Raw genomic sequence first — 11,630 nt, 5'->3', positions numbered from 1 at the left:
CGCGACCTACATCTATACAAGTCACATTCAGTGAAGGAGCGTGATCTTCTTAGAGCAGCTGTCATATATGGAGCCAATGCTTCTGGTAAGAGTAACTTTATCAAGGCGTTTTCTTTCGCCGAGAAATTTATAACTAAGGGAGTCAGGCCTCAAAGGGCGATTGGGACTAGTGCATTTAAATTAGATCAAGATTGTAAGGGCCGTCCTTCTTGCTTCTATTTCGAAATTCAAATGGAAAGCAAGATGTTTTCTTATGAGTTCTCAATTACCAATGAAGCCGTAATATCTGAAACACTTAGTGAGCTTACTAAGACAAAGACTAAGCTGCTTTTCTCAAGATCATTTAATAACGAGGAGAATAAATTTGAGTTTGGTGGATTCGCAGAAAAACTGAGCAAAGAAGGCAAACAAAAGTTAAATTTTGTTGGTGAAGGAACACGGAAGAATCAATTGTTTTTAACTGAGAGTATAGAAAGGAATCTAGACTTCTTTAAACCAGTGTATGACTGGTTTAGCAAGTACATTAGAGTCTTTACACCACAGAGTATTGGTCATGGAGTAGAGTTTAGGCTAGGCAATGATGAGGAGTTTAAAGAGTTCCTGACCGAAGTGCTATCTGAATTTGACCCATCAGTTGTAGGAATCGAGTCTCAGTTAGTTGACGCTGAAACCGCTTTAGATTTTCCACCTAGATTGTTTGAAGATCTAGGGGATGAACTAGACAACGGTGTAGCAGTATTTGTTGCTGATGTTGTCAAAGGTAACCGATCTGTGGTTTTGAAAAAGGATGGGGGATTGAAGCTGCTTAAGATTTTTACGCAACATGAAAGTATAGATACTGGAGAAAAGATCACATTTGATTTAGAAGAAGAATCAGATGGTACAAGAAGGCTTATTGAACTTGCTCCGTTATTTTTTGAGCTATTGAGGTCAGAAGAGGTGGTAGTCGCATTTATAGACGAGCTTGATAGAAGTTTACACCCCTTGTTGACTAGACGGTTACTGGATATTTTCTTGCGACATCGAAAAGACCACATGGCCCAAATAGTAATTTCTACACACAACTCTGTATTGTTAGACGTAGATTTATTAAGAAGAGATGAAATATGGTTTATAGATAAAGGGGATGGGTCATCTAAGCTTAAGTCGCTGCAAAGAGACTTTAATCCTAGATATGACAAAGATATAAGAAAAGATTATCTCTACGGCTCATATGGCGGTATTCCCAGAATTAGACGTAGTTAACTACTCGGCTCATCAAGAATCAGGGAATTTGCATCTGAGAGCCCTGCACCTAATAGTGCAACACGCATAGCCTCTCCGCCGCTCAAGGTGCAGGCAGGGGTACTTGCTTCAAGATGGCTCAAGTCATTGCGCTCAAGCGCTTGAAGTAAGGAAATGGTCGATGATCAATAAACAGTGAGTTGGTGATTTAGAAATACTGGAAGGAACACCGCTATATGTATGTTTCTCAAGCTCAGAACTTGATACTTGTTATTTTTAAGTGTCGTTTTTTCATAAAAAGCCCATTCGGTCGAATAGGCTTTTTATGTCGAGAGGCTACACCCCCTTTGCTTGGGGGCAAGTTCTGTAGGATATGGCCTAAAAATTCTAAAAGCTATCTTGCTCCCAGTCGTCGACTGTTTCTAATACAAACTGTTGACTCTTATCATCTTCGTCACACAGGTAAACTTGAAGACGTTCACCCTCTTCGGCTGAATTGCCCGGCGCATCTATGCAGTAGGACCAGTCTTCATCGCGGTTCTGAATAGTGCCATTTTCCTGAATTTGCCATTTCTCTGAGTTGCCGCCATCACAATCCCACAAATGCATTTTATCGCCGTTGTCGGCGGAGCCGGTATTGTAGTCAACACAGTACTTGTTGTTGCCCTTGGGGCGGAGCTGGCCCTCGGCAGTGTAAACAAATTGCTGCTTATCACTGGAATCACAGCGGTTCATATTTAGGTTGGAGCCATTGCTATAACCTTGGGAAACAGTCATGCACAAATCAGTGTTTGAGGCGGAGCGAAGTTGCATATATCCGGGTAGGCTTCTTCTTACCCCGACAAAAGGAATTGTCGTGCCGGCATAGTCTGGAGTGGTGGCTACTGTGTCTGGGTCCATACCGATTGCAGTCGCACCCTGTGCGATTGCGATAAATATATAGCCGTAATCGGTATTACTAAAATCGCCAGAGCTATCCCACAGGTGCATCAGTTGTTTGCTCTCGGAAGCGGCATTGGCAGTAATCTGGTAGTGGTCACCGGCTTGAACATTACCACAGAATATTTTTTGTGAGCTATCGCTGTCTATTGAGTCGATGTTGCCAGAAAATTCCTCTGGATCTGCGGTATCTATGTCTGGGCACAAGAACGCATGTATGTCATAGCTGTCCAGGGTGGATTCCATTCGGTCATTGACATTGCCTGTTTGCCCACCGGTGAAAACAACAATCACTTTCTTATTGTTGCTTAGCAAGCTGTCAACACTGGGCCAGCCAATATTTTTTAGTGTGTTGCGATAGTTTGTTGAGGGGGAGCTTTGCTGCAAGTGTGTCAACATATCCTGGTAGCTATACTGGAGATCTCCCAATTCTTGTTGGATATACTGGTCTAGTAAATAAATCTCATCGGCATACCAGGCATTAAACCAATCCAAATTGGTTTTCATATCGATATATAGCATTAGTGGTGCTTCGATGGTATTGCTGGACAGCCAGGATTTAATATCGTCTAGGCAGTGTTTCAGGCGGTCATCATCCCCGTTACTGTTGCACATATGGTTGCCAATATCTGATTGGCCGTGGGAGACATAGGGGCCGAGACTGCTTCCCTGCCAGGAATCGTGATCTACAATATCAATCTCCAGTGATCGGAAGCCTTTGTCTAACCAGTCTGTCAAGGTTTCCCCACTCTCTAGCCGCTCATAGCTGTTATGGGGCTGTAAATAATAAATTTCATCGATACGATGCTCTTCGCTGATGGTTTCTGCTCGATAATCGGGCCAGTGAAGTGAGTTGGCATTACTGTTGGTGGCCAGAGGGGTAAGGATCGATAAGCATAAGATACCGGCAGAGATTTTATGGGAGGGCATTAGGGTTCCTGTTGTCGGGTTGAGTACTGTAGTTGTGGTTTGTTATATAAAAAGCGTGTTAATAATTTGTTACTGAGATTTTATGCTGGGGTTTGTGTCCTTTGCTGGGGGGGAAGACACTCAGATATTTTTCAGGTACAGATATTTAAGGGGTATTTTTGTTAAAAAGTTGAACACTGCCGCAGTGCTGGGTCGATTTGTGAGAGAGCGCGTGGGTGAGATGCGCCCCCGTAGCCAAAATAGGCAGCTGTAGTAAAGCTTGTGCTGACTGCGTTTAATCGTAGCTGAGCCAGCCTTTATTTTTTTCCCATTCTTTTTTCTACCTGCTTTTTCTCCCAGTCTTCGCCAAAGAAGTTAAAGAGATTGAAAGTGCCAATAGCGTGGGAGGCGAGGCCGATACCCCAGCCGAAAGCTGCCCATAGTGACCATAGGTATTCGGGAGAGAATATTAAATTGACTATGACGAGCCCGGAAATAACCAGCAGGTAGGTGATTAGGTGCTGGTAGAAACTCTTGAGCTTTTTGACATGCTCAATGACGGCCCTCTCTTTATCGGAGGTTTGATCTTGAGAATTCATAGTGATCCCCTTGGTTGAGTGGCACAGCAGTGGAGCCAGCTTTTTTATTTAAATTATTGTTTCAATCCAGGGGCGATATTAACCACAGGCGGTGGAGTGTGGCAAGCGGGAATAGGGCGGATACCCGGTGGGAGCGGGCATCCGCAGGTGAGGTTATACAATACAGTCTGGTTGTTTCGAGGGGTGGGCCTCGATAAAGGCGGGCAGTTCACTACAGGCTGCGGCAATTTCCTGGATTTTGGGATATTGGGTCATATCCAGGCCAAAGCGCTCCGCACTGTATATCTGCGGTAGCAGGCAGCATTCGAATAGACCGGGTGTATCGCCAGCGGCGAAGGGGGTCGGTTTAAGCTGTGTCTCCAGTGCGGAGAAACCCAGGTGTATCCAGTGTTGAATCCACTGTATTTTTTGTTCATCGCTCACTTTGAGTTCGGCTTGGAGATACTTTAGAACCCTGAGATTCTGTATGGGCTGGATATCGCTGGCGATGTTGTGTGCGAGTGCGCGGATATGTGCGCGGGCCTCAGGAGACTTCGGCAGGAGTGCCGGCTCGGGGTGGGTTTCATCCAGCCACTCCAAAATGGCGAGGGACTGGGTGAGGCTGATGTCACCGTCATTCAGCGTTGGCAGCAGTCCCTGGGGATTTAGCGCGCGATAGCTTTCACCGTGTTGATCCCCCTTGAGCAGGTTTACCGGGTGATACTCATATTCCAGGCCCTTCAGGTTAAGGGCGATGCGCACCCGATAGCTGGCGGATGAGCGGAAGTATCCGTAAAGGTCCATTGCTTTTCCTTTTCTTTGTTTTAATGTTGGGCTGGCTTGCCAGCCTTTAGTTGCCGTCTGGATACGACTTGTTCACTTGGGTTTCCAGGAGTTTACATAATCTGCCAGTTCCACGGCATGGGCGTCTGGGAGAATATCCCAAGGGGTGCGGCTGTCGATCATTACGGCCACCTCGTCGGTTTCCTTGCGCGCGTGGCGGGCACCGGTGGCAAATGCCTTGGGGTGGGGACCGTGGGTAAACCCCATGGGGTGTAGGGTGAGCATGCCGGGGTGGATATTGTCGCGGCTAAAAAAGTTACCCCGGTGATAGAAGATAAGTTCGTCGAAGTCATCATTGTTGTGGAAGAAGGGAACCTTTAATGCGCCGGGGTCACTCTCAATCGGGCGCGGCACAAAAGTGGCCACGACAAAGCCCTGTGCCACAAAGGTGGTGTGAGCTGAGGGCGGCAGATGGTAGCGGTGGCTCATCAGTGGGCGTATATCGCGCCAGTTGACGCGTACGGCCAGGTTATCCCCGGTCCAGCCACAGGCATCCAATGGGTTGAAGGGGTAGGTGATGATCGATAGCTGCTGCCGGGCCTTGACCACCACTCGCCACTCATCTTCACCCTGTTGATCGCGAAACGCCGCATCCATACGGGGCACATCTAATATTGCCGGGTCAAAAATTGCGTTGGGCCCGACAATCCCTTTTTCCGGGAGCTGGAAATGGCTACCTAGTGCCTCCACCATCAATAGCTCCAGGGGCTCATCCTCGGTGGGAGTCAGGCGCCACAGGGTGCCTCGGGGCAGTAGTATATAGTCGCCGTCGCGAATGGAGAGGTGGCCAAAATCGCAAAACAGCGCCCCGCTGCCGTTGTGTACAAATAGCAACTGGTCGCCATCGGCATTGCGGACTAGGTGATCCATCGGGGTCCGGCAGCACCAGAGGGCAACCTGACTATCCTGATTGCGCAGAATGGGTTTTTGGTCCCAGGGGCTCTGGCCGCTGTGTTGCATTTGGGTGCTATCGAAAGCGTGGGGGCGCAGTGGGCCTTCAAACTGGCTCCAGCCCGTCGGCGGGTTGCGGTGATAAAAATGGGTGCAGGGGCCGAAGAACCCCTCTTTGCCCATCTCTCGCTCATAGCTGTTTGCCGGGAAATCCGCGTGGGCTTGGCGGCTGGTATTTCCTTCCGTGCGGGGAAAGCTGATCCACTGTTTCATTGTGTGGCCTCGCTTTGGGGCAACTGCTTTGCAAGGGTGGTGAAAAGTTGCACATCTCAATGGCCCCTACACGCAAATTTCTTGCGCTATAGAGCCAATTAGCTCGCAAAAATGGCGCAAAAAAACCTATACTGTCCGGCCATTTTTTCATCGGGGCCGGTCACTGTCAGAGAAGTATTTGTGCCAAAAGTGGTTACAATTGAAACCAATGTTAGTTAAATTGGACATCAGGTACAACCGGGATTCCCGAGCAGGTAGGTTTGAGGGCAGCCATGAATATTGATCAAAACACGCGACCCACTGTTGTTGAAAACGACGAGCTGCGCCTGGAGAAATTCTTACCATATCGCCTTTCGGTACTCTCTAACCGGGTGAGTAATGCTATTGCGCAAGCTTATGGTGCGCGCTTCCACCTCACCATTCCCGCGTGGCGGGTGATGGCGATTTTGGGTCGCTTTCCCGACCTATCCGCCGCTGAGCTGGTTGAGCAGACTGCGATGGATAAAGTGGCTATCAGCCGCGCTGTCTCCTCCCTGTTAAAGAATGATTACATTACCCGCAGTGAAGATCCCGGGGACAGGCGCCGCCAGGTGTTGAACCTGTCAGAGTTGGGGCGCGATATTTACGCTCGCATAGTGCCGCTGGCTCACCAGTACGAGAATGACCTAATGGCCTCCCTGTCCGATGAGGAGCGGGGGCAGTTAGACGGCATTATTGATAAGTTGATGGTGCGCGCAAAGGAGTGGACTGAGCGCGGCCTCGTTAATGAATAAATGACATAACTAAGAGGAGTTTTCAGATGTTTGAGCATTTAAACAGTCTTCCGCCAGATCCGATCCTGGGCCTTTTGGCCAGTTACCGCGCGGATGAAAACCCCAGCAAAATTGACCTCGGTGTTGGTGTCTACAAGGATGAAGCCGGGCACACCGCCGTTCTGCAAGCGGTAAAGGAAGCGGAGACTCGCTTGTTGCAGAGCGAGGAAACCAAAGCCTATATCGGTCCAGCGGGTACGCCGGGCTTTAATGCCGCGATGCAGGAGCTGGTTCTGGGGGCTGGCCACCCGGCGCTTGTGGGTGGGCGCGTGCGCTCGGCACAAACCCCCGGTGGCTGTGGTGCATTGAGGGTGTTGGCGGAGCTGATTAATCGGGCCAAAGCCGGAGCGACCGTGTGGGTGAGTGATCCCACTTGGGCCAACCACGTACCCCTGCTGGGCAATGCGGGCCTGCAAATCAAGAGTTACCCCTATTACGATCGCGCTACCAGCAGCCTGCAATTCGACAAGATGGTCGAGACCCTGAAAGATGTGGGTGAGGGCGATGTAGTGTTGTTCCACGCCTGCTGTCACAACCCCTGTGGCGCGGACCTGTCCCGTGAGCAGTGGAAGGTGTTGGCGGAGATGGCGCAAAAGCAGGGCTTTACCCCGTTTATTGATATGGCTTATCAGGGGTTTGGAGAGAGCCTGGAAAAGGACGCCTACGGTCTGCGCCTGATGGCCGAATCGGTACCGGAAATGCTGGTTGCCGCTTCCTGTTCGAAAAATTTTGGCCTCTACCGCGAGCGTGTCGGCTTGGCGATGGTGATTTATGCAAATGGCGAGGCTGCCGATAAAGGTCACAGCCAGATGCTGAGCGCCATTCGCGGTAATTACTCCATGCCGCCTTCCCACGGTGCCGCTATCGTAGAATCTATTCTTGGGGATGCGGGGCTGAAGGCGAATTGGGAAGCAGAGCTTACCGAGATGCGTGAACGCATCAACAGTTTGCGTGCTGGCCTGGTAGAGGGGCTGGTTGTCGCTGGTGCTGCAGGTGAGTTTGGCTTTATTCGCCAGCAGAAAGGCATGTTCTCATTCCTGGGTATTAATCCGGAACAGGTACAGCAGTTACAAAAAGACTATTCCATTTATATGGTGGACTCGAGCCGCATCAGTATTGCCGGTTTAAGCTCCAATAATATGGAATACTTCTGCAAGGCTGTTGCCAGCGTGCTGTAAATTCGGCACATTTAAGGGTGAGCGATACGCTTACCCTTAAATCTATTTGTTAGCCGATAAGAGTGGAAAATGGAAGTTGAGCTAGACCCCCCTGCGCCCGAAACCCCATCCCAAATTTGGACCCCCCAGAGCTGGCGAAACTTCACCGCACATCAGCAGCCCCAATACACCTCTGGCGAAGAGGTTACCCGGGTCGCGCAACAGCTTGCCGGGCATCCACCGCTAGTCTTTGCCGCAGAGGCCCGTGAACTGCGCCGCCAGTTGGCCCAAGTTGCCGAGGGTAAGGCTTTCCTCTTGCAGGGCGGTGATTGTGCGGAGTCCTTTGCCGATTTCCATGCAAATCGTATTCGCGATACTTTCAAGGTGTTGCTGCAAATGGCCGTGGTGCTCACCTTTGCCGGTAATCTGCCGGTAGTGAAGGTAGCGAGAATGGCGGGCCAGTACGCCAAGCCCCGTTCGGCCAATACCGAGACGGTGAGTGGCGTTGAATTACCCAGCTACCGTGGCGATATTGTTAACGGTATCGATTTTACGGCTGAGGCGCGGACACCGGACCCGCAGCGGATGGTAACCGCCTATAACCAATCTGCCGCGACTCTAAACCTATTGCGGGCCTTTGCCCAAGGTGGTTTGGCGGATCTGCACCAAGTACATAAGTGGAATCTCAGCTTCCTGAAAAACAATCCGCAGCGGGAGAAGTACGCTCAATTGGCGGAGCGCCTCCAGGAGGCCCTGGAATTTATGGCGGTCTGTGGTGTTACCTCAGACAATACGCCGGTTATTCGTGAAACGATGCTCTACACATCTCACGAAGCGCTTTTGCTCGAATACGAACAGGCCCTGACCCGTACCGATAGCCTGACCGGAAAATGGTATGACTGTTCGGCACATATGCTGTGGATTGGCGAGCGTACCCGCCAATTAGATGGTGCCCACGTTGAATTTCTCTCCGGTGTCTGCAACCCGATCGGAGTAAAAGTTGGCCCCAATATGCAGCCGGATGAGCTACTGCGTTTAATCGACAAGCTTAACCCGCAGAATGACGCGGGGCGCCTTACCCTGATCACCCGTATGGGGGCCGATACCCTGGGAGAAAAACTGCCGGCGCTGGTGCGCGCGGTACAGGCCGAGGGGCGCTCAGTGGTGTGGAGTACCGATCCCATGCACGGCAATACCGTCAAAGCGGGAACAGGCTATAAAACCCGGGATTTTGATAAGATTCTGCGGGAAATTCGCGATTTCTTCTCGGTACACTGGGCCGAGGGAAGTCATCCGGGTGGCATTCACCTGGAGATGACCGGCGAGCATGTGACAGAATGTACAGGCGGGGCCTGGAAGATTTCTGAAGCGGATCTCGCCAGCTGTTACCGCACTCAATGCGATCCGCGTTTGAATGCCGATCAGGTATTGGAACTGGCGTTTTGTGTTTCTGAGTGGTTGCGTGCGGGACGAATTGCTTAGCCAGGATTATCTCCAGCCTCACAGCAAGAAGAAAAACCTCTTACTGCAAGCGTGTTGCTTGGTAAGAGGTTTTTTTATGGCTCCCACTTGTGAGTAGCTGATTTTTTGAGCGGCCCACCTGATAAATTATTCGCAGTCCTATTAGCCAACTTATTTCTAATATATTTTAGGTTTTACTAATTGTACTTCCTGATACTTGAGTGCTTGACGGTTTTTAAAACTGCTCGAACGAAGGTATATTTAAATCTTTGGTGGTGGAATAAGTTTTGATATAGGAATGTAACATGAGGCGTGTTCTGAGTTTTTTACTGGGGTTGTGTCTTGTCGGGCTGGGGGCCTACCAGGCTATTGCTGTAGAACTGGATATTTTCGCGATAATGCTGATTGTATTTGGTGTCGGTTTCATGGCGGGATGGTCCGGCTCATCGCGTAGCGGCAGGAATGATGACTGGTTCGATAGCGGATCAGATAGTGGTTCCTCCTGTGGCGGTGATTAGCTTGTCTATTTGAGCTTCTAATGACGCTGTAGGGCGGCAGGGGTGTGCTCAACCAAGTTACCGCAGAGCAATTGCGTGTAATCGATTTCAGCCTTTAATTCTGTATCATGTACCATTTTATATGGGTTTGAAGCTGCTGCCGGTACTGCTGATTAGAGCTGCTGAAACCTGGATGTATAGGGACAGAGAAAAATGATAGATAGGGTAGATGATTATTACTCGGCAAGCCGTAGGCGGCTATTGGCTGCAAAAATACTGGGGGTGTTATCGGCACTGATTGCGCTGTTGTGGGCGCTTATTCAGTATTTGTTTCCCGATCCCATGATCTATCTCTCCGGTATATGGCGCCCTGAGTATTTTGTCGCCTTTATGGCAATTGTCATTGTGTGTACCTCTTTATCTCTCTGTATTTGGAGTTATCTGAAAAACCGCTATCTATTTGCTGTAGTGGTAGTTCTGGCTTATTCGATCTCTTGCTTCTCGTTTTTTCTTCTGGGTAAGGAGTACCACAGCCCGGATTTTGTTGCGGGGCTGCCGAAAACAACGTCTGAGGGAGGTGTTGTATATCTGCAAGGGGTGGAAATTCAGCATGATCATTGCGCTCGCCAGGGGGGGACCGTGCAGTGTCGTATGACGGTGACTAACCGCAGAAGCGCCCAAAAAATCCGCTTTTCTTCCTGGCGCTTGGTTATGAAAGACGGCGCAGTTTTTAAGGAGTATGAGGCCTTTAGAGGCGGGCAGGCAGTGCGAGGTATGGTGTACCTGGAGCTGCCCCGGGGGGCAGAAGCCGAGTTGGAAGTCGTATTTTTTGATGTGCCCGAGCAGTATACGGAGATTTTAAACCTCGGCTTTAGGGCTGGGAGCAAAGAGTTTGGCTTCAAAAATATTCTGATCCGCTAGCTTGTTGGGTTTAAGAATATAGTGTTTGGCCGCCGGTCGCCTTCCCGTTGGGGCGGCCATTCAAAGGCTGGTGGTATCCTGTAGCAGTTTTCTAATACAGGGTTCTCTCTTCTGATTAGGTGTTGTTTGCAGTGTTATCAAGTGTAGATGTGAAGCGATATATCTATGAGTTTTGGTTGTTTGGTTTAAGGCAGGCTTACGCTTGTATGTTCGGCGGTTTTCTGCTGGGTATTATGATTGTAACCAGCTACTGGTACCCGCTGGAATCGATACACCGGTACGACTTTATCTTTCTTGCCGCGATTGCCTTTCAGCTTTTCCTGTTAGCGACCAAGTTGGAGACTTTCAGAGAGTCGATTGTTATTGTGGTATTCCACTTCGTTGCCACGGTTATGGAGGTATTTAAAACTTCTGATGTCATTGGTTCCTGGAGTTATCCGGAAGAGTACATTTTTGGTATTGGCAATGTCCCCCTGTTTACCGGATTTATGTATAGTGCCGTGGGCAGTTATATCGCCAGGGTTTGGCGAATCTTTGAGTTTGAGTACTCTCACTACCCATCAAAGACGCTGACTGTCGTTCTGGTTGTGCTGATCTATATTAACTTCTTTACACATCATTATATTTGGGATTTTCGCTGGGCTTTACTGGCAGGGACAATCCTGATGTTTTATCGAACCAATATTTATTTTAAGGTCGTTGAAAAGCACCGCTATATGCCATTGCTCTTGGGTTGGTTGCTGGTGGCACTGTTTATCTGGTTTGCGGAGAATATTGCCACTTTTGCCAATATATGGGTTTATCCTAACCAGTCCCACCAGTGGGAAATGGTTTCACTGGCAAAGCTCAGTTCATGGTACTTGCTGATGCTGCTGAGTTTTGTACTGGTCTCACTGATCAATACTGTGAAAATCCGCTCTGCGAGAACTGCTGATTCCGTAAGCGGCGGGGATATGCGGGAGCGGCGCAGGTCGCCGGCTTAAGGCGAGCGACCTGTGCGCTTCTGTGACGTTAGGACATGGCGGGGTAATCGGTATAGCCGTTTGCCCCACCGGTGTGTGAACCGCATCATCAATAATGATAGGGCCAGTTGCTGCCGTTGCTTTCCTGTCGTTCAGGTCAGAA

The 11,630-nt window shown here is 49.6% G+C and carries 12 protein-coding genes; 7 read left to right on the top strand and 5 right to left on the bottom strand.

Annotation, left to right across the window (positions count from 1 at the left end; genetic code table 11):
* Positions 1-30 precede the first annotated feature (30 nt).
* Positions 31-1,245 carry an AAA family ATPase gene (locus ACJJIK_RS06295; RefSeq protein WP_444944517.1) on the top strand — a complete coding sequence of 405 codons (1,215 nt, stop codon included), beginning with the start codon at positions 31-33 and terminating at the stop codon, positions 1,243-1,245.
* Here ACJJIK_RS06295 and ACJJIK_RS06290 read toward each other — a convergent pair.
* The 5 genes from ACJJIK_RS06290 to ACJJIK_RS06270 form a co-directional block, all read right to left on the bottom strand.
* Positions 1,242-1,400, bottom strand: coding sequence for an ATP-binding cassette domain-containing protein (locus tag ACJJIK_RS06290; RefSeq protein WP_444932305.1), 159 nt, complete (start codon positions 1,398-1,400; stop codon positions 1,242-1,244). The two genes, ACJJIK_RS06295 and ACJJIK_RS06290, sit on opposite strands and share 4 nt — an antisense overlap.
* Positions 1,401-1,611: 211 nt before the next feature.
* Positions 1,612-3,093 carry a ricin-type beta-trefoil lectin domain protein gene (locus ACJJIK_RS06285; protein ID WP_444944516.1) on the bottom strand — a complete coding sequence of 494 codons (1,482 nt, stop codon included), beginning with the start codon at positions 3,091-3,093 and terminating at the stop codon, positions 1,612-1,614.
* Positions 3,094-3,389: 296 nt separating this feature from the next.
* A complete protein-coding gene (locus ACJJIK_RS06280; RefSeq protein WP_444944515.1) occupies positions 3,390-3,671 on the bottom strand; it encodes a 2TM domain-containing protein in 282 nt (93 codons plus the stop codon).
* Between the two features lie 153 nt (positions 3,672-3,824).
* Positions 3,825-4,454 carry a maleylacetoacetate isomerase gene (gene maiA, locus ACJJIK_RS06275; RefSeq protein ID WP_444930635.1) on the bottom strand — a complete coding sequence of 210 codons (630 nt, stop codon included), beginning with the start codon at positions 4,452-4,454 and terminating at the stop codon, positions 3,825-3,827.
* A gap of 72 nt (positions 4,455-4,526) precedes the next feature.
* Positions 4,527-5,657 carry a homogentisate 1,2-dioxygenase gene (locus ACJJIK_RS06270; RefSeq protein WP_444930636.1) on the bottom strand — a complete coding sequence of 377 codons (1,131 nt, stop codon included), beginning with the start codon at positions 5,655-5,657 and terminating at the stop codon, positions 4,527-4,529.
* 272 nt (positions 5,658-5,929) lie between these two features.
* Between ACJJIK_RS06270 and ACJJIK_RS06265 the strand changes: the two genes are divergently transcribed.
* The 6 genes from ACJJIK_RS06265 to ACJJIK_RS06240 all read left to right on the top strand — a co-directional run bounded on the left by ACJJIK_RS06265 (position 5,930) and on the right by ACJJIK_RS06240 (position 11,488).
* Positions 5,930-6,430 carry a MarR family winged helix-turn-helix transcriptional regulator gene (locus ACJJIK_RS06265; RefSeq protein WP_444930637.1) on the top strand — a complete coding sequence of 167 codons (501 nt, stop codon included), beginning with the start codon at positions 5,930-5,932 and terminating at the stop codon, positions 6,428-6,430.
* A gap of 26 nt (positions 6,431-6,456) precedes the next feature.
* On the top strand, positions 6,457-7,647 hold the full coding sequence (locus ACJJIK_RS06260; RefSeq protein WP_444944514.1) for an amino acid aminotransferase: 1,191 nt from the start codon (positions 6,457-6,459) through the stop codon (positions 7,645-7,647).
* A 69-nt stretch (positions 7,648-7,716) separates the two neighbouring features.
* Positions 7,717-9,108, top strand: coding sequence for a class II 3-deoxy-7-phosphoheptulonate synthase (locus ACJJIK_RS06255; RefSeq protein WP_444944513.1), 1,392 nt, complete (start codon positions 7,717-7,719; stop codon positions 9,106-9,108).
* Between the two features lie 284 nt (positions 9,109-9,392).
* A complete protein-coding gene (locus ACJJIK_RS06250) occupies positions 9,393-9,605 on the top strand; it encodes a hypothetical protein (protein ID WP_444944512.1) in 213 nt (70 codons plus the stop codon).
* A 192-nt stretch (positions 9,606-9,797) separates the two neighbouring features.
* On the top strand, positions 9,798-10,505 hold the full coding sequence (locus ACJJIK_RS06245; RefSeq protein ID WP_444944511.1) for a hypothetical protein: 708 nt from the start codon (positions 9,798-9,800) through the stop codon (positions 10,503-10,505).
* Between the two features lie 131 nt (positions 10,506-10,636).
* Positions 10,637-11,488, top strand: a complete 852-nt coding sequence (locus tag ACJJIK_RS06240; protein ID WP_444944510.1) for a DUF817 domain-containing protein — start codon at positions 10,637-10,639, stop codon at positions 11,486-11,488.
* Positions 11,489-11,630: the final 142 nt, after the last annotated feature.

The sequence above is a fragment of the Microbulbifer regidiadema (SeqCode) genome (genome assembly GCF_052466995.1).
The sequence above is the reverse complement of the archived record's forward strand: the minus strand, read 5'-3'. Positions and strand labels throughout refer to the sequence as shown.